Source organism: Streptococcus agalactiae, from assembly GCF_949788565.1.
In the GTDB taxonomy this organism is placed as follows: domain Bacteria; phylum Bacillota; class Bacilli; order Lactobacillales; family Streptococcaceae; genus Streptococcus; species Streptococcus agalactiae.
In genome coordinates, this window is the sequence record NZ_OX460931.1 from 271,990 (window position 1) to 297,533 (window position 25,544).

The 25,544-nt window shown below is 36.0% G+C and carries 23 protein-coding genes and 1 other RNA gene; 20 read left to right on the forward strand and 4 right to left on the reverse strand.

The genetic code is table 11. The features are described 5' to 3' along the window. Positions 1–190: 190 nt before the first annotated feature. Entirely contained in the window at positions 191–1,576 is a 1,386-nt protein-coding gene (locus QOR44_RS01615; protein ID WP_001865878.1) for a PTS transporter subunit EIIC, read from the reverse strand. A 140-nt stretch (positions 1,577–1,716) separates the two neighbouring features. Between QOR44_RS01615 and proB the strand changes: the two genes are divergently transcribed. The 15 genes from proB (at position 1,717) to pepC (ending at position 17,672) form a co-directional block, all read left to right on the forward strand. Next, entirely contained in the window at positions 1,717–2,520 is an 804-nt protein-coding gene (gene proB, locus QOR44_RS01620; protein WP_000820352.1) for a glutamate 5-kinase, read from the forward strand. A 9-nt stretch (positions 2,521–2,529) separates the two neighbouring features. Beyond that, positions 2,530–3,783, forward strand: a complete 1,254-nt coding sequence (locus QOR44_RS01625) for a glutamate-5-semialdehyde dehydrogenase (protein WP_000221014.1) — start codon at positions 2,530–2,532, stop codon at positions 3,781–3,783. Between the two features lie 82 nt (positions 3,784–3,865). Beyond that, the gene (rsmH, locus tag QOR44_RS01630) at positions 3,866–4,813 is read left to right on the forward strand and encodes a 16S rRNA (cytosine(1402)-N(4))-methyltransferase RsmH (protein WP_000180266.1); all 948 of its coding nucleotides are present in this window, start codon (positions 3,866–3,868) and stop codon (positions 4,811–4,813) included. Between the two features lie 14 nt (positions 4,814–4,827). Next, positions 4,828–5,154, forward strand: coding sequence for a cell division protein FtsL (gene ftsL, locus QOR44_RS01635; RefSeq protein WP_000180568.1), 327 nt, complete (start codon positions 4,828–4,830; stop codon positions 5,152–5,154). 3 nt (positions 5,155–5,157) lie between these two features. Beyond that, positions 5,158–7,416: a penicillin-binding protein PBP2X gene (gene pbp2x, locus QOR44_RS01640; RefSeq protein WP_000142542.1), complete on the forward strand. Its 2,259-nt coding sequence runs from the start codon at positions 5,158–5,160 to the stop codon at positions 7,414–7,416. A 1-nt stretch (position 7,417) separates the two neighbouring features. Beyond that, positions 7,418–8,428 (forward strand): phospho-N-acetylmuramoyl-pentapeptide-transferase, encoded by a 1,011-nt coding sequence (gene mraY / locus QOR44_RS01645; protein ID WP_000480020.1) that lies wholly within the window; start codon positions 7,418–7,420, stop codon positions 8,426–8,428. A gap of 97 nt (positions 8,429–8,525) precedes the next feature. Next, entirely contained in the window at positions 8,526–9,869 is a 1,344-nt protein-coding gene (locus QOR44_RS01650; RefSeq protein ID WP_000008549.1) for a DEAD/DEAH box helicase, read from the forward strand. A gap of 137 nt (positions 9,870–10,006) precedes the next feature. After that, positions 10,007–10,819 carry a transporter substrate-binding domain-containing protein gene (locus tag QOR44_RS01655; protein ID WP_000473465.1) on the forward strand — a complete coding sequence of 271 codons (813 nt, stop codon included), beginning with the start codon at positions 10,007–10,009 and terminating at the stop codon, positions 10,817–10,819. Positions 10,820–10,913: 94 nt separating this feature from the next. After that, on the forward strand, positions 10,914–11,717 hold the full coding sequence (locus tag QOR44_RS01660) for an amino acid ABC transporter permease (RefSeq protein WP_001071299.1): 804 nt from the start codon (positions 10,914–10,916) through the stop codon (positions 11,715–11,717). Next, entirely contained in the window at positions 11,717–12,460 is a 744-nt protein-coding gene (locus tag QOR44_RS01665) for an amino acid ABC transporter ATP-binding protein (RefSeq protein WP_000593862.1), read from the forward strand. The genes QOR44_RS01660 and QOR44_RS01665 overlap by 1 nt, the downstream gene beginning before the upstream one ends. Before the next feature lie 121 nt (positions 12,461–12,581). After that, entirely contained in the window at positions 12,582–12,806 is a 225-nt protein-coding gene (locus QOR44_RS01670; protein ID WP_000478229.1) for a DUF4059 family protein, read from the forward strand. Between the two features lie 68 nt (positions 12,807–12,874). After that, complete coding sequence (gene trxB / locus QOR44_RS01675; RefSeq protein WP_000272357.1) at positions 12,875–13,789, forward strand: thioredoxin-disulfide reductase; 915 nt, start codon at positions 12,875–12,877, stop codon at positions 13,787–13,789. 157 nt (positions 13,790–13,946) lie between these two features. Continuing rightward, the gene (locus tag QOR44_RS01680; protein WP_000276183.1) at positions 13,947–15,407 is read left to right on the forward strand and encodes a nicotinate phosphoribosyltransferase; all 1,461 of its coding nucleotides are present in this window, start codon (positions 13,947–13,949) and stop codon (positions 15,405–15,407) included. Further along, positions 15,404–16,225: an NAD(+) synthase gene (nadE, locus tag QOR44_RS01685; protein WP_000174854.1), complete on the forward strand. Its 822-nt coding sequence runs from the start codon at positions 15,404–15,406 to the stop codon at positions 16,223–16,225. The genes QOR44_RS01680 and nadE overlap by 4 nt, the downstream gene beginning before the upstream one ends. A 112-nt stretch (positions 16,226–16,337) precedes the next feature. Continuing rightward, positions 16,338–17,672 (forward strand): aminopeptidase C, encoded by a 1,335-nt coding sequence (gene pepC / locus QOR44_RS01690; protein WP_000041114.1) that lies wholly within the window; start codon positions 16,338–16,340, stop codon positions 17,670–17,672. A 45-nt stretch (positions 17,673–17,717) separates the two neighbouring features. Here pepC and pbp1a read toward each other — a convergent pair whose 3' ends face one another. Then, a complete protein-coding gene (gene pbp1a / locus QOR44_RS01695; RefSeq protein ID WP_000628369.1) occupies positions 17,718–19,964 on the reverse strand; it encodes a penicillin-binding protein PBP1A in 2,247 nt (748 codons plus the stop codon). Beyond that, on the reverse strand, positions 19,951–20,550 hold the full coding sequence (recU, locus tag QOR44_RS01700; protein ID WP_000248792.1) for a Holliday junction resolvase RecU: 600 nt from the start codon (positions 20,548–20,550) through the stop codon (positions 19,951–19,953). The genes pbp1a and recU overlap by 14 nt, the downstream gene beginning before the upstream one ends. Before the next feature lie 74 nt (positions 20,551–20,624). On the opposite strand from recU, the gene QOR44_RS01705 reads away from it, so the two are divergent. From QOR44_RS01705 to QOR44_RS01725, 5 genes are all read left to right on the forward strand, one after another. Beyond that, on the forward strand, positions 20,625–21,143 hold the full coding sequence (locus QOR44_RS01705) for an SLOG family protein (protein WP_000843096.1): 519 nt from the start codon (positions 20,625–20,627) through the stop codon (positions 21,141–21,143). Positions 21,144–21,263: 120 nt separating this feature from the next. After that, complete coding sequence (gene gpsB, locus QOR44_RS01710) at positions 21,264–21,596, forward strand: cell division regulator GpsB (RefSeq protein WP_000146544.1); 333 nt, start codon at positions 21,264–21,266, stop codon at positions 21,594–21,596. Positions 21,597–21,614: 18 nt separating this feature from the next. Further along, positions 21,615–21,983: RNase P RNA component class B (gene rnpB / locus QOR44_RS01715), an RNA gene on the forward strand. An 82-nt stretch (positions 21,984–22,065) separates the two neighbouring features. After that, entirely contained in the window at positions 22,066–23,220 is a 1,155-nt protein-coding gene (locus QOR44_RS01720) for a THUMP domain-containing class I SAM-dependent RNA methyltransferase (RefSeq protein WP_000664851.1), read from the forward strand. Between the two features lie 12 nt (positions 23,221–23,232). Next, positions 23,233–24,696, forward strand: coding sequence for a cell division site-positioning protein MapZ family protein (locus QOR44_RS01725; protein ID WP_001287871.1), 1,464 nt, complete (start codon positions 23,233–23,235; stop codon positions 24,694–24,696). Positions 24,697–24,920: 224 nt separating this feature from the next. Here QOR44_RS01725 and QOR44_RS01730 read toward each other — a convergent pair whose 3' ends face one another. Continuing rightward, on the reverse strand, positions 24,921–25,403 hold the full coding sequence (locus QOR44_RS01730; protein WP_000159886.1) for an S-ribosylhomocysteine lyase: 483 nt from the start codon (positions 25,401–25,403) through the stop codon (positions 24,921–24,923). Positions 25,404–25,544 lie beyond the last annotated feature (141 nt).

The window sequence follows — 25,544 nt, forward strand, 5'->3', positions numbered from 1 at the left end:
AATCATACAGTAAGAATAATGCTTAATAACTGAGATAGTTATAGCGGATAAAATAAAGGCTTGTTGTGGACTTTACGGTTGGAAGGCAGCCACTGTAATCCTTTGTTTAATAACGCTAGTTTTAGCTCTAAAATATTTGATTTTTATTGCTATCTATTATATCTTATCAGACAAAGAGACTAGGGATAACCTAGTCTCTTTGTCTGATGCTAACTTGTTTTTCGTAATATTGTGCTAGAATGAATGTCAATATAGCAGTTGTGCTTACAGTAATGATAACTGCAATAAGCATGGTAATAAAAAGATGTGTTGAAGTATGACTGATATAAAGAAACAGACCTGGTAGACCAGAAGAGCCTACAGCGAAGCGGTGAGCGTTCATTATACCGGCATAGAGTCCTCCAAGACCACCACCAATAAGTGAGGCTATTAGAGGATAACGTTTCGGAAGGTTGACACCATATAAGATAGGTTCGGTGATTCCCATATAAGCTGTTATGGCAGCAGGTCCAGCAATTTCTTTAAGTTTTTTTTCTTTTGTTATAAGAGTCACCACTGTACCTGCAGTTGCTTGTGCGATATTTGAGCAGAGCATGCCTGGTCCAAAAATAGAATCAACCCCTAATTTCGCTAGTTGTGTGATTCCTAATGCAGCAATTCCACTATGAACACCAAACATGATTAGGATAGGAGCAAATGCTCCTACTAGAAAAGCAGGTGCCCAACTGGCGTATTTGGATAAAAAAGTAAAAATAACAGCTAAATATTGGCCAGCGATAGTACCCATTGGTCCCAATATAGAGAACGACAAAATTCCCATGCTGAGAAATATTAACATAGGAACAAGCACTAAACGCAGTGATTTAGGAATAATTTGCTTTAAATATTTTTCTATATAAGCCTGAACACAAATAATTAGAATAATGGGAATGACACTTGATGCATAGTTAGTAAGTGTGAATGGGATCGTATGGAATAAGGATACTGGTTTACCAGAAGCTACTAAATTAGCCCAATTAGGGTGAAGGAGCATGACAACAGTTCCCAAAGCTAAAATAGGATTAGCTTTCAATTTTTGAGCAGCTGTGATGGCGATTAAGATAGGTAAAAAATAGAAAACACCATCTGCAAAAAGATTTAGTAATATATATGTTTGAGATGACGGTGTCAAGATTTTGAATACTAGTAATAAAGCTAGCAATGCCTTAATCATACCAGCGCCTGATAAAGCAGGTAAAATCGGTTGGAAAGTCCCAGAAACAAAATCAATAATTCGACTAACTGCTTTGGCTTTTTTGGTTTGTTCTATTTTAGTCGTTGAGTTAGTTTCAATGAGGGAGTTAATTTCTTCAAACACTTTTGCGACATGAGTCCCTATCACTATCTGATGTTGCCCTCCGCTGATAACGACAGTTTTTACCTCTTTTAAAGTTTTTAATTGCTCAAGGTTTACTTTCGTCGGATCATTGAGACTAAAGCGAAGGCGTGTTTGACAATGGTAAACATTGTTAATATTATTTTGTCCACCAAGGTGTTTGATGATATTTTTTGACAAGGTGATGTATTCTCTAGACATAATATCTCCTTAATACTTATAAAACGTTTTCCGATTCTAGATTATAGCATAGTAATAAAAGAAAACACTTGGAAATGCTTGTGAATTTTCAATGATGTTTTCAGATAGCATTCCTAAAGGGCCTATGATATAATTTTTTTATGAAAAGACATTTTGAGACAACTAGAAGAATTGTTATTAAAGTAGGAACCAGTTCCCTCGTACAGACAAGCGGGAAAATTAATTTAAGTAAAATAGACCATTTAGCATTTGTTATTTCTAGTCTTATGAATAGAGGCATGGAGGTGATTTTAGTATCATCTGGTGCTATGGGGTTTGGTTTAGACATTTTGAAAATGGATAAGCGTCCTCAAGAAATATCACAACAACAAGCAGTTTCTAGCGTAGGACAAGTAGCCATGATGAGTCTTTATTCTCAGATATTTTCGCACTATCAAACTCATGTTTCCCAAATTTTATTAACACGTGACGTTGTGGTTTTTCCAGAGAGTTTGCAAAATGTAACAAACTCTTTTGAGAGTCTGCTCTCTATGGGAATTTTGCCAATCGTCAATGAGAATGATGCTGTCAGCGTGGATGAGATGGATCATAAAACGAAGTTTGGGGATAATGACCGTCTCTCTGCTGTCGTTGCTAAAATTACTAAAGCAGATTTATTAATTATGCTGTCAGATATTGATGGTCTTTTTGATAAAAATCCTAATATTTATGATGATGCTGTTTTACGTAGTCATGTTTCTGAAATCACCGATGACATCATCAAGTCAGCTGGAGGAGCAGGAAGTAAATTTGGTACTGGGGGCATGCTTAGTAAAATTAAAAGTGCACAAATGGTGTTTGATAACAATGGACAAATGATATTGATGAATGGCGCCAATCCTCGTGATATTTTAAAGGTGTTAGATGGGCATAATATTGGAACTTATTTTGCTCAAGGAAAGTGAGATTGAGTTATGACGTATATTGAAATATTAGGGCAAAATGCTAAAAAAGCTAGTCAATCAGTAGCACGATTAAGTACAGCTAGTAAAAATGAGATACTCAGGGACTTAGCGAGAAACATAGTGGCTGATACTGAAACCATTTTGACTGAGAATGCTCGCGATGTTGTTAAGGCAAAAGATAATGGTATCTCAGAAATTATGGTGGACCGTCTACGACTAAACAAAGACCGCATACAGGCGATAGCAAACGGTATTTATCAGGTAGCAGATTTGGCAGATCCGATTGGTCAAGTTGTTAGTGGTTATACAAATTTAGATGGTTTAAAAATCCTTAAAAAAAGAGTGCCTTTAGGGGTTATTGCAATGATATTTGAAAGTCGTCCCAATGTATCGGTGGATGCCTTTAGTTTAGCTTTTAAAACAGGGAACGCTATTATTTTGCGTGGTGGTAAAGATGCTATTTTTTCAAATACTGCCTTGGTTAATTGTATGCGCCAAACATTGCAAGATACAGGCCACAACCCAGATATAGTACAATTAGTTGAAGATACTAGTCACGTTGTAGCAGAGGAGTTAATGCAGGCAACAGACTACGTGGACGTCTTAATTCCAAGAGGTGGTGCAAAATTAATTCAAACGGTGAAGGAAAAGTCAAAGATTCCTGTTATCGAAACAGGTGTTGGAAATGTTCATATCTATATTGATGAATTTGCAGATTTAGATATGGCAGCTAAGATTGTTATTAATGCTAAAACCCAACGCCCTAGTGTCTGTAATGCTGCCGAAGGGTTAGTTGTTCATCAAGCTATTGCTAAGGGATTTTTATCTCAATTGGAGAAAATGCTCAAAGAATCGAACCAGTCAGTTGAATTTCGTGCCGATGAGGAAGCTTTGCAACTTTTAGAAAATGCTGTTGCTGCAAGTGAGTCTGATTATGCTACTGAATTTTTAGACTATATTATGTCAGTAAAAGTAGTAGATTCTTTTGAACAAGCAATTAGCTGGATTAATAAATACAGTAGTCATCACTCAGAAGCTATCATTACTAATAATATCAGTAGGGCAGAAATTTTTCAGGATATGGTAGATGCAGCGGCAGTTTATGTTAATGCTTCAACACGTTTTACAGATGGTTTCGTTTTTGGACTCGGAGCAGAGATTGGTATTTCGACTCAAAAATTACACGCGCGTGGACCGATGGGATTAGAAGCTTTAACAAGTACAAAATACTATATTAATGGAACTGGTCAAGTAAGGGAATAGTTGACCTATAATAGGAGAGATTGCATTTATCGGTCTCTCTTTTACTTTTCTAAAGTTTAGGATTTATGGTACAATTAAAGTTATGACAAACGATTTTCATCATATTACTGTGCTTTTGCACGAGACTGTGGATATGCTTGATATTAAGCCGGATGGTATCTATGTAGATGCTACTTTAGGTGGGGCAGGACACAGCGAATATCTTCTTTCACAATTAGGCCCAGATGGGCACCTTTACGCATTTGACCAAGACCAGAAGGCTATTGACAATGCTCATATACGTTTAAAGAAATATGTGGATACCGGTCAAGTAACCTTTATCAAAGATAATTTCAGAAATCTATCTTCTAACTTAAAAGCATTAGGAGTGTCGGAAATTAATGGTATTTGTTATGATTTAGGTGTATCAAGCCCACAGCTGGACGAGCGTGAACGCGGTTTCTCATATAAACAAGACGCCCCCCTTGATATGCGAATGAATAGAGAGCAGAGTCTTACAGCTTATGACGTTGTGAACACTTATAGTTATCATGATTTAGTAAGGATTTTCTTTAAGTATGGCGAAGATAAATTTTCAAAACAAATTGCTCGAAAAATTGAGCAAGTACGAGCTGAAAAAACAATATCTACAACAACAGAATTGGCTGAGATTATCAAATCGTCTAAATCTGCCAAAGAACTGAAGAAAAAAGGTCACCCAGCTAAACAAATTTTTCAAGCTATTCGTATTGAAGTCAATGACGAACTAGGAGCTGCAGATGAATCTATACAACAAGCAATGGACTTATTAGCTGTTGATGGTCGTATATCTGTCATCACTTTTCATTCTTTAGAAGATCGTCTTACTAAGCAACTTTTTAAAGAAGCATCAACAGTAGAAGTACCTAAAGGTCTTCCTTTTATACCAGATGATTTACAACCTAAGATGGAGCTCGTTAATCGTAAACCCATCTTACCAAGTCAAGAAGAACTAGAAGCGAACAATCGTGCCCATTCAGCGAAATTGAGAGTAGCGCGTCGTATTCGATAATAAGAAAGAAACTTATGACAAATGAAAAACGAACTGAAGCAGTAACACAAACTTTACAACGTCACATCAAGACTTTCTCTCGTATTGAGAAAGCTTTTTATGGTGCTATTGTAATTACTGCTATTATCATGGCAGTCGGTATTATTTACTTGCAAAGTAATAGTTTACAAGTTAAACAAGAAGTAAATCAATTAAATAGTAAAATCAACGATAAACAGACAGAATTTGACAATGCTAAACAAGAAGTAAATGAGCTTTCTAATCGTGATCGAATTACTAAAATTGCTAAAGATGCTGGTTTAACAATTCAAAACGACAATATTTATCGGAAGGTGGACTAGTCTGTGACTTTTTTTAAAAAGCTAAAAAAAATCTTCCTTGATTATGTGATCCATATAAGAGATAGGCGTTCGCCGCAGAAAAATAGGGAAAGAGTAGGTCAAAATCTGATGATTTTAACCATTTTCCTATTTTTCATTTTTATCATCAACTTTGTCATCATCGTTGGTACAGATAGTAAATTTGGGGTTAATTTATCCAAGGAAGCCAAGAAAGTCTATCAACAAAGTATGACAGTACAGGCGAAGCGTGGGACAATTTACGACCGTAATGGAAATCCTATCGCTGAGGATGCTACGACCTATAGTCTCTACGCTATTATCTCAAAGAACTATACGACAGCTACAGGTCAAAAACTATATGTACAACCTTCTCAGTATGAAAAAGTAGCTAGTATCTTAGAGAATAAATTGGGCATGAAGAAAAATCTTGTCCTAAAACAACTCAATCAAAAGAAATTGTTTCAAGTTTCCTTTGGAAGTTCAGGTTCAGGATTGTCTTATACCAAGATGGCTGACATCAAGAAAACGATGGAAAAGTCAGATATCAAAGGAATTGGTTTTTCTACCAGTCCGGGGCGTATTTATCCAAATGGGATATTTGCTTCACAATTTATAGGATTTACTCTTCCTCAGGATGATGGAGATGGAAAAAAATTAGTTGGTAATACAGGCCTTGAAGCGGCACTTAACAAGGTATTATCAGGTACTGATGGTAAAGTAACATACGAAAAAGACCGTAGTGGGAATGTTCTTTTAGGTACTGCAACAACAGAACGTAGGGCGGTTAATGGTAAGGATATCTACACAACTTTATCAGAGCCTATTCAGACTGTTTTAGAGACTCAGATGGATGTTTTCGCAGAAAAAACCAAAGGAAAATTTGCGAGTGCTACAGTTGTCAACGCTAAAACGGGTGAAATTCTAGCAACGAGTCAGCGTCCTACTTATAATCCTTCTACCCTTAAAGGTTACGATAAGAAAAATTTGGGTACCTATAACACACTACTATATGATAACTTTTTTGAACCTGGTTCAACAATGAAGGTAATGACTCTAGCCTCTGCAATTGATTCTAAGCATTTTAACTCTACTGAAGTGTATAACAGTGCACAATATAAAATTGCAGATGCGATTATTCGAGATTGGGATGTCAATGAAGGGTTATCATCTGGTAGTTATATGACTTTTCCACAAGGGTTTGCACATTCCAGTAACGTTGGTATGGTAACCTTGGAACAAAAAATGGGACGAGATAAATGGTTAAACTATCTTTCTAAGTTTAAATTTGGTTACCCAACACGTTTTGGGATGCTTCATGAAAGTGGAGGTTTGTTCCCATCTGACAATGAAGTAACTATCGCTATGAGCTCATTTGGTCAAGGTATTGGTGTAACGCAAGTTCAAATGTTGCGCGCATTTACGTCTATCTCGAATGATGGTGTTATGTTACAACCACAGTTTATTAGCAGTATTTATGATCCAAATACAGGGACTTCTCGTACAGCACGAAAAGAAGTCGTTGGAAAACCAGTTTCCAAAGAAGCAGCTAGTAAAACACGTGATTATATGGTTACTGTTGGGACAGATCCTTATTATGGTACATTATACGCAGCAGGTGCCCCAGTTATTCAGGTGGGGAATCAATCAGTTGCAGTAAAATCTGGTACTGCCCAAATCGCCCAGGAAGGTGGTGGTGGTTATCTGCAAGGAAAAAATGATACTATTAACTCAGTTGTGGCTATGGTGCCATCGGAAAATCCTGACTTCATCATGTATGTTACCATCCAACAACCCGAAAAATTTAGTATCACATTCTGGAAAGATGTTGTTAATCCTGTTTTAGAACAAGCAACAGCAATGAAAGAAACGATATTAAAACCGGGATTGAATGACTCAGAACATCAGACAAAATATAAACTATCAAAAATAGTTGGTGAAAATCCAGGTCATGTAGCGGAAGAATTACGTCGTAATCTGGTTCAGCCAATTATTTTAGGAAATGGTAGTAAAGTTTCTAAAGTATCTAAAAGACCAGGAGCTAATCTTGCTGAGAATGAACAGCTACTAGTATTAACAAATAAACTGACTGAATTACCTGATATGTATGGTTGGTCTAAAGCAAACGTTGAACAGTTTGCTAAATGGACAGGTATAAAAGTGACCTATAAAGGTTCAACCTCAGGTAAAGTAAGAAAACAAAGTATTGATGTTGGAAAATCCATCAATAAAATTAAAAAAATCAAAATTACAATAGGAGATTAACATGTTTTTAAGTATAATGGCAGGTGTCATAGCATTTGTCCTGACAGTTATTGCCATTCCGCGCTTCATTAAGTTTTACCAATTGAAGAAAATTGGCGGGCAACAAATGCATGAAGATGTCAAACAACATCTAGCCAAAGCAGGTACGCCGACAATGGGAGGAACGGTATTTTTGATTGTTGCTCTTCTTGTCTCACTTATTTTTAGTATTATTTTATCTAAAGAAAATAGTGGTAATTTAGGTGCAACTTTTGGTATTTTATCTGTTGTTCTCATCTATGGAATTATTGGTTTTTTAGATGATTTTTTGAAAATTTTTAAACAAATCAATGAGGGCTTGACTCCAAAGCAAAAAATGTCGCTCCAACTAATTGCGGGTCTAATTTTTTATTTTGTCCATGTGTTACCAAGTGGCACATCTGCGATAAATATTTTTGGTTTTTACCTTGAAGTAGGATACTTATACGCTTTTTTTGTTCTTTTCTGGGTTGTTGGTTTTTCAAATGCTGTGAACCTAACAGATGGAATTGATGGTCTAGCTTCTATTTCGGTTGTTATCAGTTTGATTACTTATGGAATCATTGCTTATAATCAAACGCAATTTGATATTTTATTGATTATCGTTATCATGATTGGTGCTTTACTTGGCTTTTTTGTCTTTAATCATAAACCAGCTAAAGTCTTTATGGGAGATGTTGGTTCACTTGCATTGGGTGCTATGTTAGCAGCCATTTCAATTGCCTTACGTCAGGAATGGACCTTGCTTTTTATCGGCTTTGTCTATGTTTTTGAGACGTCTTCAGTGATGTTGCAAGTAGCATACTTTAAGTATACTAAGAAGAAAACTGGTGTTGGGAAACGTATCTTCCGCATGACACCATTTCATCACCATTTAGAATTAGGTGGTGTGTCTGGCAAAGGTAATAAATGGAGCGAATGGAAAGTAGATGCTTTTTTATGGGCTATTGGTATTTTCATGAGCGCTATTACACTTGCTATTTTATATCTTTAAACTTTATTAGGGGATGTGGTATGGACTGCCAGATTCCCTTTTGCTTTCTTGTAGCCTTTAATGGTATAATGAACATAATAATAGTAAGGAAATAGACATGTCATTTAAAGATTTTAATTTTAAACCATACATTCAGAGGGCTCTCGATGAGTTAAAATTCGTCGATCCAACTGATGTTCAAGCTAAATTGATTCCAGTTGTTCGTTCAGGCCGCGATCTTGTGGGGGAATCGAAAACTGGTTCTGGTAAAACCCACACCTTTTTACTTCCTATTTTTGAGAAGCTAGATGAAAGTAGTGATGATGTTCAAGTTGTTATTACTGCACCAAGTAGAGAGTTGGGAACACAAATTTATCAGGCAACTAAACAAATTGCTGAGCATTCAGAGCAAGAAATACGGGTGGTTAACTATGTTGGTGGTACTGACAAATTACGTCAAATTGAAAAGTTGAAAGTAAGCCAACCTCATATTGTCATTGGAACCCCAGGACGAATTTATGATTTGGTGAAGTCAGGTGATTTAGCTATTCATAAGGCGCATACTTTTGTTGTTGATGAAGCAGATATGACTCTAGATATGGGATTTCTTGATACCGTTGATAAGATTGCAGGGTCTTTACCCAAGGATGTCCAAATTTTAGTCTTTTCAGCAACGATTCCACAAAAATTACAGCCATTTTTAAAGAAATATTTGACCAATCCTGTAATGGAAAAAATCAAAACAGCAACAGTTATCGCTGATACCATCGATAACTGGCTTTTGTCCACTAAAGGACGTGATAAAAATGCACAAATTTTGGAACTCTCTAAACTAATGCAGCCCTATCTTGCAATGATATTTGTTAATACGAAAGAGCGTGCAGACGAATTACATTCGTACCTTTCTAGTAATGGCTTAAAAGTAGCTAAAATTCATGGTGGGATTGCACCTCGTGAACGTAAACGTATTATGAATCAGGTTAAAAACCTCGAATTTGAATATATCGTTGCAACAGATTTAGCAGCGCGTGGTATTGATATTGAAGGTGTTAGCCATGTTATCAATGATGCCATACCTCAAGACCTATCTTTCTTTGTCCACCGTGTCGGTCGCACAGGCCGTAATGGCTTATCTGGTACTGCTATAACTTTATATCAGCCAAGTGACGATTCTGATATTCGTGAACTTGAAAAACTAGGTATTAATTTTATTCCTAAAGTCATTAAAAACGGTGAATTTCAAGATACATACGACCGTGATCGTCGTAATAACCGTGAAAAGTCCTATCAAAAATTAGATACAGAAATGATTGGACTTGTGAAAAAGAAAAAGAAAAAAATAAAACCAGGTTACAAGAAAAAAATTCAATGGAAAGTTGATGAAAAGCGTCGCAAAGAGCGTAGAGCAAGTAATCGTGCTAAGGGGCGTGCGGAGCGCAAAGCTAAAAAACAAAGTTTTTAAAATTATTAAAGTCTGAAATCAGCTCGTTTCAGGCTTTTTTATTGATATAAAATCTTTATCACCTGATAAGGAAATACTATTATACAGATAGATTTTAGAGTGTTAGACTAGTAATATGATATTTTAGGAGAATTCTTATGTTTAAAAAAATAATATTATCTATTGCAACTATAGCCGCAACCGCCAGCCTAGCAGTATCAGTTCAGGCGTCAGAGAAAGTAGAACTTAAAGTAGCTACAGATTCTGACACGGCACCATTTACTTATCAAAAAGACGGGAAATTCAAAGGTTATGATGTTGATGTTGTCAAAGCTGTTTTTAAAGGTAGTAAGTACAAAGTAACCTTCAAGACAGTTCCTTTTGATACTATTTCAACAGGTATTGATGCAGGGAAATTTGATTTATCAGCTAATGATTTTTCATACAATAAAGAAAGAGCAGAAAAATATCTCTTCTCAGATCCTATATCCCGTTCAAATTATGCCGTAGTAGGGGAGAAGGGGAGCCATTACAAATCATTAAGTGACCTCTCTGGAAAATCAACCGAAGTTTTATCTGGCGTTAACTATGCACAGGTTCTAGAAAATTGGAATAAAAATCATCCTAATAAAAAACCAATAAAAATCAAATATGTTTCTGGGACAACTGGTGTTACTAGCAGATTAAAAAATATTGAGAGTGGGAAAATTGACTTTATCCTATATGATGCCATTTCATCCGACTATATTGTAAAAGACCAATCATTAAACTTAAGCGTTTCTCCTTTGAAAGGTAAAATTGGTAATAATAAGGATGGACTAGAATACCTCCTTTTACCAAAAGATAAAAAAGGTAAAACTCTACAGAAATTTATAAATAAGCGTATTAAAGTTTTGAAAGAAAATGGTACTTTGGCACGTTTAAGTAAACAATATTTCGGTGGAGATTACGTTTCAAACATTGATAAATAAATCAGTGAGACTATAAGTTTTATCTTTTTACATGTGAGAGTTTGCGTGATAGAATAACGGAGATAAGAAAGTTTAGAAAAGGAAAGTAGAAGGAATGAATCAATTTATCTTGACGGGTGGATGGTCTTGGTATAATAATTTGGTTAGTCAGGTTCCAGCGGGGAAATTATTTAGTTGGAAGGCTGTTTTAGATGCAATACCCTCAATTTTAGAGCGATTACCCATAACACTATTATTGACAGTAGCAGGAGCCTTATTTGGACTCATTTTAGCTTTGATTTTTGCAGTAGTGAAAATTAACCGTGTCAAAATTTTATATCCGATTCAAGCTTTATTTGTTAGTTTTTTACGTGGGACTCCAATACTTGTTCAATTAATGCTGAGTTATTATGGAATTCCACTTTTCTTGAAATTTTTAAACCAAAAATATGGTTTTGATTGGAACATTAATGCTATACCGGCTTCTGTATTTGCTATTACTGCATTTGCTTTTAATGAAGCGGCTTATACAAGTGAAACTATACGAGCGGCGATTTTGTCGGTTGATCAAGGTGAAATTGAGGCAGCACGTAGTTTAGGGATGACCTCAGCGCAAGTTTATCGTCGTGTTATTATTCCAAACGCAGCAGTAGTCGCAACACCTACTTTGATAAACACGTTAATTGGTCTAACTAAGGGAACCTCTTTAGCTTTTAATGCTGGTATTGTTGAAATGTTTGCCCAAGCACAAATTATGGGTGGTAGCGATTATCGCTATTTTGAACGTTATATCTCTGTGGCACTTGTTTACTGGGCGGTTAGTTTCTTAATTGAACAATTGGGAAATGCTATTGAACGAAAAATGGCAATTAAGGCTCCACGCCATTTAACTGATGAGATTCCAGGAGGAGTACGCTAATGATAAAATTGAGACAATTGACTAAATCATTTTCTGGTCAAAAAGTGTTAGACAAACTTGATTTAGATATTGAAAAAGGTCAAGTTGTTGCTCTAGTAGGTGCTTCAGGTGCAGGAAAATCAACCTTTCTTCGTAGTATGAATTATTTAGAAGAGCCTGATTATGGAACAATTGAAATTGATGATTTTAAAGTTGATTTTAAATCAATCAGTAAAGATGACATACTAACATTACGCCGTAAGTTAGCCATGGTTTTTCAACAATTCAATCTATTTGAGCGTCGTACAGCTTTGGATAATGTAAAAGAAGGTTTGAAAATTGTCAAAAAGATGTCAGATCAAGAGGCAACACGGATTGCAAGAGACGAACTGGCAAAGGTCGGACTTGCAGATCGTGAAAAATATTATCCAAGACATTTATCAGGTGGACAGAAACAACGTGTTGCTTTGGCACGCGCATTAGCCATGAAACCTGATGTTCTTCTTTTAGACGAACCGACATCAGCACTTGATCCAGAATTAGTTGGAGAAGTTGAAAAATCTATTGCAGATGCTGCTAAGCAGGGGCAAACCATGGTACTTGTTAGTCATGATATGAATTTTGTTTACCAAGTAGCAGATAAAGTTTTATTTTTGGAAAAAGGTCGTATTTTAGAGTCTGGGACGCCTGAACAATTATTTAACCATCCTTTAGAAGAACGTACAAAAGAATTCTTCGCTAGTTATAACAAATCGTACCTATAAGCTAAAATATTTTGATATAATGAAGGTTAGAATGTCTAATCTTCATTTTTAATTATTCTTGAGTTAGGCTAAGTATATAAGAAAGCTGCGATATGTTTTGACAATCGCTTGTTGGATAGAGATGTTTTTAGAAATAGCAAAAGTTTATTTACAAGGTTTAGGGCTTGCCAGCATAACTGTTATTTTAGTTGGTATAATTTGGGTCTTTTGGCGTGCCAAGAAAAACATAGATAAAACAGCTAGAGAACGCCAATCTGTTCTTTATGATGTCCTTCTGATAGCTCTTATGACAGCTCCAATACTTGCCTTTGCATTTGTAGCTATCATTTTAATGATAAAAGCTTAGTCAGATTAGTTGGAAATATAGACGCTTTGCTATAGAATAAAACCATAAGATTCAAAGGAGAAATAGTAATGTATGATACTTTAATAATAGGTTCAGGTCCTGGTGGTATGACAGCAGCGCTTTACGCTGCACGTTCAAACCTTAAAGTTGGGTTAATTGAACAAGGTACTCCAGGTGGACAGATGAATAATACTGCTGAAATTGAGAACTATCCAGGCTACGATCATATCTCAGGTCCAGAATTATCAATGAAGATGTATGAGCCGTTGGAAAAATTTGAAGTAGAGCATATTTATGGTATAGTTCAAAGAGTTGAGAACGATGGTGATGTAAAGCGTGTTATCACCGAAGATGAATCGTATGAAGCCAAAACAGTAATCCTTGCTACCGGAGCTAAAAACAGCCTTTTAGGAGTTCCGGGTGAAGAGGAATATACTAGTCGTGGCGTTTCTTACTGTGCGGTTTGTGATGGTGCATTTTTCCGTGATCAGGATCTTTTAGTTGTGGGTGGCGGTGATTCTGCTGTTGAAGAAGCTGTCTTCTTAACTCAATTTGCTAAAAGTGTTACTATTATTCACCGACGTGATCAATTGAGAGCTCAAAAAGTACTTCAAGACCGAGCTTTTGCTAACGAAAAAATAAAATTTGTATGGGATTCAGTGGTCAAAGAGATTAAAGGAAATGAGATTAAAGTATCTGGTGTAACTGTTGAAAATCTAAAGACTGGAGAAATCTCAGAGATGACTTTCGGAGGTGTTTTCATTTACGTTGGTTTGAAACCACATTCTAGCATGGTCTCAGAATTAGGTATTACGGACGAGACTGGCTGGGTCTTAACTGATACAAATATGAAAACATCAATTCCAGGACTATATGCTATTGGGGATGTTCGTCAAAAAGATCTACGTCAGATTGCGACTGCTGTTGGTGAAGGTGCTATCGCTGGACAGGGTGTCTATAACTATATAACTGAGCGTTTCTAAGAAATACTAAAAGTAGAAAAGACTATCGAAAAACGATTAGTCTTTCTTTTTATTTTCATGAAAGTAAGGTGATAAACTGAACTACCGAGATAGAAATATGCTATAATGTTAGACATATAGCCTTATCCTAGGCTCATGATTAAAAGGAGATTGTCTGATGTATAAAGACGATAGTTTAACACTACATACTGATTTATATCAAATCAATATGATGCAAGTTTATTTTAATAAAGGTATTCACAATAAAAGAGCGGTGTTTGAAGCTTACTTTCGCAAGGTTCCATTTGAAAATGGTTATGCTGTTTTTGCAGGTTTAGAGCGTATTGTTCGTTATTTAGAAAATCTGAGCTTTTCTGATAGTGATTTATCCTATTTAGAAGAGTTAGGTTATCCTGAAGAATTTTTAGATTACTTAAAAAATTTAAAAATGGAACTGACTGTCAAATCAGCCAAGGAAGGTGACCTTGTATTTGCTAATGAACCATTAGTTCAAATTGAAGGTCCTTTAGCACAATGTCAGTTAGTAGAGACAGCGATTTTAAATATCATCAACTACCAGACACTTGTTGCTACAAAAGCAGCTCGTATTCGTTCTGTTATTGAAGATGAACCGCTATTAGAGTTTGGGACACGACGTGCTCAAGAAATGGATGCAGCCATTTGGGGTACTAGGGCAGCGATTATTGGTGGTGCTAACGCAACGAGCAATGTTCGTGCTGGTAAAATCTTTAATATTCCAGTATCAGGAACGCATGCACATGCTTTAGTTCAAACTTATGGCGATGATTACCAGGCATTTAAAGCTTACGCAGAAACTCATAAAGATTGCGTCTTTTTAGTGGATACTTATGATACCCTTCGTGTAGGTGTGCCTAATGCTATTCGAGTTGCAAAAGAGATGGGCGAAAAGATTAATTTCTTGGGAGTTCGCCTTGATTCAGGTGATTTAGCTTATTTGTCTAAGAAAGTTCGTCAGCAGTTAGATGACGCCGGTTTTCCTAATGCAAAGATTTATGCTTCGAATGATCTAGATGAAAATACAATCCTCAACCTAAAAATGCAAAAAGCTAAAATTGATGTTTGGGGTGTCGGAACAAAATTAATTACAGCCTATGATCAGCCTGCGCTAGGTGCTGTTTATAAAATTGTTTCTATTGAGACTGACGCCGGTAGTATGCGAGATACAATTAAACTATCAAACAATGCTGAAAAAGTATCAACACCTGGGAAAAAGCAAGTTTGGCGTATCACCAGTCGAGCTAAAGGGAAATCTGAGGGTGATTACATCACATTTGCAGACACTGATGTGACACAATTAGATGAAATTGAAATGTTTCATCCAACTTATACTTATATCAATAAAACAGTCCGTGATTTTGACGCAGTACCCTTACTGGTAGATATCTTTGACAAAGGGAAATTAGTTTATCAATTACCAAGTCTTCAAGAAATTCAAGAGTACGGACGCAAAGAATTTGATCAGCTTTGGGATGAGTATAAACGTGTTCTGAATCCACAGGATTACCCAGTTGATTTGGCACGCGATGTTTGGCAAAATAAAATGGACCTGATTGATCGTATCCGTAAAGAAGCTTTGGCAAAAGGAGAAGTAAGATGACTTTGCAAGATCAAATTATCAAAGAACTCGGTGTAAAACCTGTTATTAATCCAAGTCAAGAAATCCGTCGTTCCGTAGAATTTTTAAAAGACTATCTATTAAAACATAGTTTTCTAAAGACCTATGTACTGGGTATTTCAGGGGGGCAAGATTCAACTTTAGCAGGACGTCTAGCTCAACTAGCAGTTGAAGAGTTGCGTGCTGATACAGGGGAAAACTATCAATTTATAGCTATTCGTTTACCATATGGTATTCAGGCCGATGAAGAAGATGCACAAAAAGCATTAGATTTTATCAAGCCAGATATTGCTTTGACCATTAATATTAAAGAAGCTGTTGATGGCCAAGTTAGAGCTCTTAATGCAGCAGGAGTAGAGATTACAGACTTTAATAAAGGAAATATTAAAGCTCGTCAAAGAATGATTAGTCAATATGCAGTTGCAGGTCAATATGCTGGAGCGGTTATTGGTACTGATCATGCTGCAGAAAATATTACAGGTTTTTTCACCAAATTTGGTGATGGAGGTGCTGACTTATTACCTCTCTTTAGACTTAATAAAAGTCAGGGGAAACAGTTATTAGCTGAACTTGGTGCTGATAAAGCCTTGTACGAAAAGATTCCAACCGCAGATTTAGAAGAAAATAAACCAGGAATCGCTGATGAAATAGCCCTTGGAGTAACCTACCAAGAAATTGATGCTTATCTTGAAGGGAAGGTGGTTTCGGACAAGTCTCGAGGTATCATTGAAAATTGGTGGTATAAGGGTCAACATAAACGTCATCTTCCAATCACAATTTTTGATGATTTCTGGAAATAAGAAAAATAGCTAGAATATTCTAGCTATTTTTGTTTCTCTAATAAATTACTTTCAGACTTGCAGAAATATTCAGAATGTTTATAATAGTAGCTAAGTATAAAAGGAGGAATTTATGTCAAAATTAACTCAAACATTTACAGATAAGTTATTTGCTGATTACCAAGCAAATACAAAATTTAGCGCTATTGAAAATGCAGTAACTCACAATGGTTTATTGAAGTCTCTAGAGACTCGTCAAAGTGAGATTGAGAACGACTATGTCTTTTCAATTGATTTGACCAAAGATGAAGTTTCTAATCAGAAACAATCAGGACGTTGCTGGATGTTTGCTGCACTGAATACATTTCGTCATAAACTGATTTCAGATTTTAAACTTGAGAATTTTGAATTATCTCAGGCACATACATTTTTCTGGGATAAGTATGAAAAATCAAATTGGTTTATGGAACAAATTATTGCGACTGCAAATCAGGAATTGAGTAGTCGTAAGGTGAAATTCCTATTAGATGTACCTCAACAAGATGGAGGACAATGGGACATGGTGGTTGCTCTGTTTGAGAAATATGGTGTCGTTCCTAAAACAGTTTATCCTGAATCTGTTTCATCAAGTGCTAGTCGTGAACTAAATCAATATTTGAATAAACTCTTACGCCAAGATGCACAGATTCTACGAGAATTAATAGCACAGGGAGCAGATGGGGCAACTGTTCAAAATAAAAAGGAAGAATTGCTTCAAGAAATTTTTAACTTTTTAGCAATGAACCTTGGCTTGCCACCGCAATCTTTTGATTTTGCTTATCGTGATAAAGACAATCATTATCAGTCTGATAAAAATATTACACCGAAAGCATTTTATCAAAAATATGTTAATCTTGACCTATCAGATTATGTTTCTATTATCAATGCTCCAACTGTAGATAAGCCTTATGGACAATCCTATACAGTTGAGATGCTTGGAAATGTTGTCGGAGGGCCAGCTGTTAAATATTTAAACCTTGATATGAAACGGTTTAAAGAGTTAGCGATTGCGCAAATGAAATCAGGAGAAACTGTGTGGTTTGGTTCAGACGTAGGTCAAGTATCAAATCGTCAAAAGGGTATCCTAGCAACTACGACTTATGATTTTAATTCATCTATGGATATTAAACTTAGCCAAGACAAAGCGGGCCGCCTAGATTATAGTGAAAGTTTAATGACACATGCTATGGTCTTAACGGGAGTAGACCTTGATGAATCTGGACAACCTTTAAAATGGAAAGTTGAGAACTCTTGGGGAGAGAAAGTTGGTAAGGATGGTTATTTTGTAGCTTCAGATGCTTGGATGGATGAATATACTTACCAAATAGTCGTTCGTAAAGAATTGCTTACTAAAGAAGAATTAGAGGCTTACAACGCAGAGCCAATTACTTTAGCGCCGTGGGATCCGATGGGAGCATTAGCTAATTAGTAATAGTAATTATAAATTAAAAAACTGGATAATATATCCAGTTTTTTAATTACCGTTAGGTACTGTATTGTTGTTACCATTACCATTACCATGTCCAGTTCCTGGCACAGTTTGATTGGAATTATTAGGGGTAGTAGCATTACCATTATTAGGTGTTTCGACTTGTGGGGATGATGAATTGGCATCATTTGCTGTATTCTTATCCTCTTTTTGTTTCTCAGAGGATGTTGAACTACTGCTTTGACTTGACTGTCCAGAATTTTGATAGATATTCTTATAGACAGAAGAAGAGTAAGTGCCGGTTGTAGTTGTCCCATTGATATACAAGTAGCTTCCGCTTCGATAGAGCCCTTCTGGCATTGTCCAATCTGCACTGTATCCGCCAGTTAGGTAGGACATCATTGCACGATAAACCTCAGTAGCAATATCCAGTTGGCTACCATAAAGTGGTGTAAGGCGATTTTTATAACCAGTCCAAATTGCCATTGTGTACTTAGAAGTATAGCCGACAAAGTTTTCATCAGGAGCCATTGTACCAACGGCGCTATTGTAGATACCAGTAGTTGCTTCAATTTTAGCTAACTCATCTTCCGTATAGTTGGAAGTACCAGTCTTACCAGCTTGTGCAACACCAGGGATAGCTGCTTTAGTACCAGTACCAAATGTTAGTACTGTTTTCAGCATATCCGTCATCATGTAGGCAGTAGTCTCTTTCATCGCACGGCTACCAGACGCTGCATAAGTATCATTGGTTCCATCGCTAAATTCAATTTTATTAACATATTGCGGTTTATAGTAAGTTCCGCCGTTTGCAAAAGCCGAGTAAGCCGCTGCCATTTTCTCACTACTTGCACCATATTTTGCATCACTGCTACTGTTGTTACTTGAAATAGCATTTGAATAGTTCATTTCTGGATAGTATATGCCTAATTTTTCAAGGAAAGATTTTGCTTCGTCTAATCCAGCGGCTTCAAGTGCTCTGACAGCAGGGACGTTACGTGATTGTTGAATAGCGGTCTGCATACTCATCCAACCCATATATTGACGATCCCAGTCATATAGTTGAGTAGAAGTACCAGGCCAGTAGTAAACTGAGTCGTTTAATGATTGACCTGTTGAATTATAGACACCACTATCAATAGCAGGTGCATAAGCTGAGATAGGTTTCATTGTAGAACCCCAATCGCGGTCTGTTAAGACAGATTGATTTGTCCCAAATGAAATATTTTCATTCTGATGACGCCCGCCTAATTGTGCAATGACTTTACCATTAGTCGCATCCATGATGGTAGATGCTATTTGTAATTCATTGTTTGGATAAGCGATGTAAGTGTCACTGTTGTAGATGTCATATAGTTGTTTTTGTGCATCAGTGTTGATATTAGTATACACTTTTAGCCCAGCAGTAAAGATATCTTTACCAGTTTTTTGTTTAACTTCACTAATAACTTGTTTTAAGTAGTTATCCATATATTTTGGATAAGTAGATTTTTGCTTTAATTCTTTTAAGCCATCAGTTACTGGAGTTGCAACAGCTTGGTCGTATTCCTTTTTAGAAATGTTTTTATCTTGATACATCTGCTGAAGAACGGTATTACGTCTTGTTTGAGCAGATTCTGGGTTTTTATAAGGGTCATATTGTGTAGGTGCTTGAGGAATACCAGCGAGCAAAGCAAGTTGTGCAATAGATAATTCCTTTAGGTCTTTACCAAAGTATGATTTAGCTGTTGTTCTCATACCATAATTCCCATTTCCCATATAAACTTTATTAATATAGAAAGTAAGAATTTCTTCTTTGGTGTATTTACGCTCCATTTGAAGCGCAAGCCAAACTTCCTGTGATTTACGTTTTAACGTTTGGTCAGATTTATTGGTAGAAAAGTAAGCCAGTTTAATCAACTGTTGATCAAGGGTTGAACCACCTTGCGTATTACTACTAACAAGATTATGCCAAGCTGCACCTAAAATACGATAAATATCGACACCTCTATGTTTAAAGAAACGTTTATCTTCGATAGAAGTGATAGCGTTAACCAAATTTAGTGGAATGCTATCCGCACTAACACTTTCACGCTTTTCTGAGCCTAAATCGGCAATAAGTTTATTATTACCATCATAAACCAAACTAGAGTTAACGGATTTTAAAGCTTGATCGGTTAATTTCGGAGAACGACTAACGTAGTATGCAAATAGGAGCCCACCTATTACAATAGCTAAGATAATAAATCCCATTATAATGCCAAAAGCATACTTCAATAGTTTGATAACAGATTCCTTTTTAATTGTAATCACCGCCTAATAATTTTTCTTCAATAATATCTAAGTAAGGGACTTGAGGAAAGGCACTCTCCTTTACGAAAAATCCATTTTTTCTGATATAATCAATAGGCATTGATTTATTGCCTTTATCAATCTGATAAAATGAAATTAACTCATTAGCAGGGAGTAGATAGGTTTCCTTAAGTGTGGAAAAATGAAGCAAGACAAAGCAAATCCCTTTTTGCTGTAATACATTTGCCATGTGCTCTATTTGGTGAGCATGAAAATTTTTCATAGGCATAGCAGTTTTCTGCCGGGTTTCTTTGGCTTCAAAGTCAATATAGTAACCTTTGTAAACACCAGAATAATCAGTAGTAGAAGCTTGTCTAAAATAAGCTTCTACAATCTTAGCACGACTACGTTTAGGATAATCTACCTTGACGATTTGTACTGGCGTTGGTTTCTTATGAATGACAGCTAATTCGTGAGACAAATAGTAGTCATTGGTTGCATTGATAGCAGCTTCAAATGACATACCACGGTTGGCAAAATCGATTTTCTTTTTCTTTGATTTTGTAACTGTTGTTTTCCGAATAAGCTGATGTGGATAGTTAACCATTTTTCTCCTTGCATTACAAATAAAATGCTAAGATAAGCAAAACTATTATACCATAAAATTAGGATGGACAACAAATGAAGTCAACTATTCTTGTAACAGGTTACAAAAATTTTGAATTAGGGATTTTCCAGGATAAGGATCCTCGGATTACTATTATAAAAAAGGCTATTGATAAGGATTTTAGACGCTTCTTGGAAAATGGAGCAGACTGGTTTATTTTTATGGGAAATTTAGGGTTTGAGTACTGGGCTTTGGAAGTTGCTCTTGATTTACAAAAAGAATATGATTTTCAAATTGCGACAATTTTTACCTTTGAGAACCATGGCCAAAATTGGAATGAGGCTAATAAAGCTAAGTTGGCACTCTTTAAGCAAGTTGACTTTGTTAAATATACTTTCCCAAGCTATGAAAACCCGGGTCAATTTAAACAATACAATCATTTTCTCATTAACAACACACAAGGTGCATATCTTTTTTATGATTCTGAAAATGAAACTAATTTAAAATTTTTGCTAGAAATGATGGAGAAAAAGGAAGCTTATGATATTTCTTTCCTAACTTTTGATCGCTTAAATGAAATATATGAGGAATGATCGTTTTTTCGGATATGAGAACGTTTTACGCTTGATTTTTCCATTTAATTTAGGTATTATTTACTTTGATGTAAAGGATAGGACTTATATTAAAACGATTTGACTGGTTTGGAGAATAGAATGGCAAGTATTATTTATAGCCCAAAAGATATTTTTGAGCAAGATTTTAAAGTTAGTATGCGGGGATATGACAAGAAAGAAGTCGATGTATTTCTGGATGATGTCATCAAAGATTACGAAAATTATCTTGAGCAAATTGAGAAGCTCCAAATGGAAAATAGACGTCTACAACAAGCTTTAGACAAAAAAGAAAGCGAAGCTTCAAATGTAAGAAATTCAGGGACAGCTATGTATAATCAAAAACCGATTGCCCAATCTGCAACCAATTTTGATATTTTAAAACGCATTAGCCGCCTTGAGAAAGAAGTTTTTGGAAGACAAATTAGAGAATAAGGATTTCTCAAATATGCAATTTTTGGATAATCGCGTAGTATTGAGATACTATGAGGAAAGTCCATGCTAGCACTGGCTGTGATGCCAGTAGTGTTTGTGCTAGGCGAAAAAATAAGCCTAGGGAGATAGCTAGCTATCTTACGGCAAGCAAAAGGGCTAAGTCTTTGGATATGCCTGAATAGCTTTGAAAGTGCCACAGTGACGTAGTTTCTAGGGAAATCTAGAAAGTGGAACGCGGTAAACCCCTCAAGCTAGCAACCCAAACTTTGGTAGGGGCATGGGATAGTTGGAATGAGAACAATCTATCCTGACTGCTTTGCAGTAGACAGATGATTATCGAAAGAAACAATTCCTAGTTGTTTCTGGAACAAAACATGGCTTATAGAAAATTGCATAATAGGTTAGTGGCTGAGATAACATCTCAGCCAATTTTTAACTGTGATGAATACGATAGTGTAAAAGAGGAAAAATGAAAGAATCATTCAAATTAATAGCAACTGCTGCTGCTGGTTTAGAAGCCATTGTTGGTAGAGAAATCAGAAACCTAGGAATTGACTGCCAAGTTGAGAACGGTAGAGTCCGTTTCCACGGAGATATCAAAACAATCATTGAAACGAACCTATGGCTACGAGCTGCCGATCGTATAAAGATTATTGTAGGAGAGTTTCCAGCACGTACTTTTGAGGAACTTTTTCAGGGTGTATATGGCCTTGACTGGGAAAATTATTTACCGTTAGGGGCAAAATTTCCTATTGCTAAAGCAAAGTGTGTCAAGTCAAAATTGCACAATGAACCTAGTGTACAAGCCATTTCTAAAAAAGCTGTTGCTAAGAAACTTCAAAAAGTCTTTCACCGTCCTGAAGGAGTTCCCTTACAAGAAAATGGAGCTGAATTTAAAATAGAAGTTTCTATTTTAAAAGATAAAGCGACTGTCATGATTGATACGACTGGATCAAGTCTCTTCAAACGTGGCTACCGTGCAGAAAAAGGTGGTGCACCAATTAAAGAAAACATGGCAGCAGCTATTATTCAATTATCTAATTGGTTCCCTGATAAGCCATTGATTGATCCAACTTGTGGTTCAGGTACTTTTTGTATTGAAGCTGCTATGATTGGAATGAATATAGCTCCTGGTTTTAATCGTGATTTTGCCTTTGAGGCGTGGCCATGGGTAGATCAAAGTCAAGTACAAAAGGTTCGTGATGAAGCTGAGAGTAAAGCAAACTATGATATTGATTTAGATATTTCAGGTTTTGATTTAGACGGTCGTATGGTAGAAATTGCTAGAAAAAATGCAGAAGAAGCAGGACTTGGAGATGTTATCAAATTGAAACAAATGCGTCTTCAAGATTTAAAAACAGATAAAATTAACGGTGTTATTATCTCCAACCCACCATATGGTGAACGACTCCTGGATGACAAAGCAGTGGACATTTTGTATAATGAGATGGGACAAACATTTGCGCCTTTAAAAACTTGGAGCAAGTTTATCCTAACTAGTGACGAAGGATTTGAAAAAAAATACGGCTCACAAGCTGATAAAAAACGTAAGCTTTACAATGGTACTTTAAAAGTTGATTTGTACCAATATTACGGTGAACGTGTGAGACGTCAAGTAAAATAACGGGGAGAACTCATGTCAGAAGATCAAAAACACCCATTTTTTGAACCAAAAAAAGAAACTGATGGTCTTGAATTTAAAGATGCTAAAGAAATGACAGTAGAAGAGGCTGTTAGAAAAGATTCTGAAATTAAGGCTGGTATTACCGAAGAAGATAGTATTCTTGATAAATACATCAAACAACATCGTGATGAAGTAGCTTCACAAAAGTTTGAGACAAAATCAAGCGATTTTGCAAACCTTGATACGGCATCTTTAGATGATTTTATCAAGAAACAGCGCGAAGAATTATCAGCGATGTTAGCTGCAGAAGAGCTTTCTAAAAAGTTGGATAATTCAGTCTCTCAAGAACAAGATACAGAAGCTAATGCTGTCTCACCTAAAGAAGAATCTTCACAAGAACAAGAAAATAGTGTAACCCCAGTTCCTCCTCTGAATACGGAAGCAGAACCAACTGCAACAGAACCAGATTCGACTATTGCTGATTCAGAGGAGTATAAATCCTCTTCTAAGAAGCGTGGAGGTATCGTAGGAACATTGATTGCTCTTATTTTACTTCTAATAGTAGCAATCTTTGGTTACAACTATTTCAAGAATAATAATTCGACAAATTCTCAAACTGCAACAAGTCAAAGTTCTAGTTCTAAGGCTACGACGACTTCATCAGAAGAAGATAAAAAAGCTAGTCAGAACTTAGATAATTTCAACAAATCTTATGCTAACTTTTTTGTTGATGATAAGAAAACCCAACTCAAAAATAGCGAATTTGATAAATTGTCAGAATTAGAAAAGAAAGTTGATGCTTTAAAAGGAACTAAATACTACGGTAAAGTAAAAGTTAAATTTGATAGTCTAAAACGTCAAATTGATGCTGTTAAAGCTGTTAACGACAAGTTTAAGTCGCCTGCTGTAGTTGATGGTAAGAAGAGTGAAAAATTAGAGGTAAAAGATGGAGCGAATTTTGACTCTTTAGATAGTAAAACTCTTAATACTGGTAATGCTAGTCTAGATAGTTTACTTCACTCCATCGTTTCAACTGGTCGTAATCAGGTAAAACAATCCGAAGAACAGGCTTCGTCTAATAAGGTTTCAGACACTCAAACAACTGAACAACCAAACGTAACTAACGGTCAATCTTCCTCATCAGCTGCTACAATAAATAATCAGGCAGCTGGCACTGCATCAGGTAATTTGGAACGTAACCGTAGTCGAGTACCGTATAATAATGCTGCTATTGCGGATACAGGAAATCCTGCCTGGATATTTAACCCAGGAGTATTAGAGAAAATCGTGGCCACTTCACAGGCGCGAGGCTATTTCTCTGGAAATAACTATATTCTTGAACCTGTAAATATTATCAATGGTAATGGTTATTACAATATGTTTAAATTAGATGGCACTTATTTGTTCTCTATCAATGCCAAGACAGGTTACTTTGTAGGTAACGCTCCTGGAAGAGCTGATAGTTTAGATTATTAATATAAAGAACAAAACCAGTTTTTTGTCTACACCCTAAAAGTTAGAAAATCAGTCTAACGATTAGGGTGTTTTTTGTATTCGCATTTAGATGTCTACGACTGCTATGAGGATATTAGGGAAAAATTAAAAGGATTTTGCTCTCTATGATACAGAACAAAATCCTTTGTTTAAATTAATAAGTCAACTTTTGGAATTCCAAAAGTTGACTTTTATTTTTTATTAGATCAGACAATGTGGCGCTCAAAAGCATTGTCAGAAATCCCTTGGGAAAGAATTAATTTCGCCCATTCTTGAGCAGAGTGGAGACTGTGGTCTTTATAATTTCCACAAGATTCAATGGTTGTTCCAGGAACGTCTTCCCAAGTGACCCCACCAGCAATAGCCTCTAGACTAGATTTGATGACTTTAGCAATTTCAGTAGCATCCTGTTTTCCCCACATAATCGTGTGAAAACCAGTTCTACAACCAAAAGGAGAACAATCAATCAAACCATTAATTCGTTGGCGGATTAACTTCGCCAGAAGGTGCTCGATAGTATGTAAACCAGCAGTATCAATAGCATTTTCATTAGGCTGAATAAGGCGGATATCAAAGTTAGTAATGATGTCTCCGACCGGTCCAACTTCTTCTGAAATTAAACGAACGTAGGGTGCTTTAACGATGGTGTGATCTAATTCAAAACTCTCTACGACAACTTCTTTTGTCATAAGTTTTCTCCTTTTGTATTACATTCTAGAGACTAAAGGAGATGTTGAAAATTTCTCCTAATCCCTTTAAATAACATTCTAATCATATCATAAATGTCTATAATTTTAAATTGTGAAAACGCCTTTTTTATGATAAACTTA

Coding starts and splice junctions, on each gene's coding strand:
- QOR44_RS01615 (WP_001865878.1), bottom strand. CDS start 1,576: ATGTCTAGAGAATACATCACCTTGTCAAAAAATATCATCAAACACCTT.
- proB (WP_000820352.1), top strand. CDS start 1,717: ATGAAAAGACATTTTGAGACAACTAGAAGAATTGTTATTAAAGTAGGA.
- QOR44_RS01625 (WP_000221014.1), top strand. CDS start 2,530: ATGACGTATATTGAAATATTAGGGCAAAATGCTAAAAAAGCTAGTCAA.
- rsmH (WP_000180266.1), top strand. CDS start 3,866: ATGACAAACGATTTTCATCATATTACTGTGCTTTTGCACGAGACTGTG.
- ftsL (WP_000180568.1), top strand. CDS start 4,828: ATGACAAATGAAAAACGAACTGAAGCAGTAACACAAACTTTACAACGT.
- mraY (WP_000480020.1), top strand. CDS start 7,418: ATGTTTTTAAGTATAATGGCAGGTGTCATAGCATTTGTCCTGACAGTT.
- QOR44_RS01650 (WP_000008549.1), top strand. CDS start 8,526: ATGTCATTTAAAGATTTTAATTTTAAACCATACATTCAGAGGGCTCTC.
- QOR44_RS01655 (WP_000473465.1), top strand. CDS start 10,007: ATGTTTAAAAAAATAATATTATCTATTGCAACTATAGCCGCAACCGCC.
- QOR44_RS01660 (WP_001071299.1), top strand. CDS start 10,914: ATGAATCAATTTATCTTGACGGGTGGATGGTCTTGGTATAATAATTTG.
- QOR44_RS01665 (WP_000593862.1), top strand. CDS start 11,717: ATGATAAAATTGAGACAATTGACTAAATCATTTTCTGGTCAAAAAGTG.
- QOR44_RS01670 (WP_000478229.1), top strand. CDS start 12,582: ATGTTTTTAGAAATAGCAAAAGTTTATTTACAAGGTTTAGGGCTTGCC.
- trxB (WP_000272357.1), top strand. CDS start 12,875: ATGTATGATACTTTAATAATAGGTTCAGGTCCTGGTGGTATGACAGCA.
- QOR44_RS01680 (WP_000276183.1), top strand. CDS start 13,947: ATGTATAAAGACGATAGTTTAACACTACATACTGATTTATATCAAATC.
- nadE (WP_000174854.1), top strand. CDS start 15,404: ATGACTTTGCAAGATCAAATTATCAAAGAACTCGGTGTAAAACCTGTT.
- pepC (WP_000041114.1), top strand. CDS start 16,338: ATGTCAAAATTAACTCAAACATTTACAGATAAGTTATTTGCTGATTAC.
- recU (WP_000248792.1), bottom strand. CDS start 20,550: ATGGTTAACTATCCACATCAGCTTATTCGGAAAACAACAGTTACAAAA.
- QOR44_RS01705 (WP_000843096.1), top strand. CDS start 20,625: ATGAAGTCAACTATTCTTGTAACAGGTTACAAAAATTTTGAATTAGGG.
- gpsB (WP_000146544.1), top strand. CDS start 21,264: ATGGCAAGTATTATTTATAGCCCAAAAGATATTTTTGAGCAAGATTTT.
- QOR44_RS01720 (WP_000664851.1), top strand. CDS start 22,066: ATGAAAGAATCATTCAAATTAATAGCAACTGCTGCTGCTGGTTTAGAA.
- QOR44_RS01725 (WP_001287871.1), top strand. CDS start 23,233: ATGTCAGAAGATCAAAAACACCCATTTTTTGAACCAAAAAAAGAAACT.
- QOR44_RS01730 (WP_000159886.1), bottom strand. CDS start 25,403: ATGACAAAAGAAGTTGTCGTAGAGAGTTTTGAATTAGATCACACCATC.